Origin of the sequence: Hanstruepera flava, assembly GCF_023634025.1 — a bacterium.
Classification (GTDB): Bacteria; Bacteroidota; Bacteroidia; order Flavobacteriales; family Flavobacteriaceae; genus Hanstruepera; species Hanstruepera flava.
Genome location: NZ_JALJCW010000014.1, coordinates 1 through 864, shown reverse-complemented (window position 1 = coordinate 864; position 864 = coordinate 1). Strand labels below are relative to the sequence as shown.

The window sequence follows — 864 nt, the reverse complement described above, 5'->3', positions numbered from 1 at the left end:
CGTTGTACACCATTTGAAAAAAGCAATCTACATAGCATTAATATTTGGGATTTTGGTTTCTTGTAAAGAGAAAACTAAACCAGAAAAAGCGGAAATCAAACCGACTAAAATTCCTGCTTGGAAAGTTGACTTGGACACGATTTTAGAAAAAAATAATCCGAAAAGCCTTGACCTTTCCAAACATCAGTTGTTTATCGACACAACTCGGAATTCAGAAAATTTTGAAAGACTCGTTAATTGGAAACCAAACCGATTGGACAATGACGCAATTTCATATCACGAAAAAGAAATTGCAAAAAAGCACAAAGGAACAAAAATTGACCTAAAAGAATTTCCAAGACATTGGATAAGTTTAAAAAAACTCAACAATGAATTTGTGATTTACGAACCTTGTGATGGAAATACAACCGCTTTTGAAATAAATGAAAGTTCAGTTCTATTCTTCTACCAACTGGAACCTGATGCTGACTTGATATCTGAATTAAGGAAAATCACGGAGAATGAAATCGAATTGGAATTAAGAACTGTTCCACAAAAAAAGGAAACTGAAAAAACTGAACTGACCATAAAACCGACCGAATTTGAAAATGTCTATATGCTAACATATAGTTTTGGTGAGTGGTACGTGACACCAAAAGAGAAAGTGTCCGAATTTGATATTGTCGTTAATCATTGTCCGACAATGAAAAGAACGGAATTTAAAGGATTTGACAAAAAATAAAATGAATAAAAACGGTGTACAACAATGGCTATAAGCAATTGCTTGTTCTCGCCTACTTCTGAAAATCCTCGCGGATTTTCAGTTTGGTGTGTACTTGCTAAGTTAAGTGCTAACACACGCAACTACCCATAGCCGAGACCGTT

At 34.6% G+C, this 864-nt stretch carries 1 protein-coding gene; it reads left to right on the top strand.

The features are described from left to right. Window positions 1–721 (top strand): hypothetical protein (locus MTX13_RS14340; protein ID WP_250437430.1); only part of this gene is annotated, 721 nt, incomplete at its 5' end. Between the last annotated feature and the right edge of the window lie 143 nt (window positions 722–864).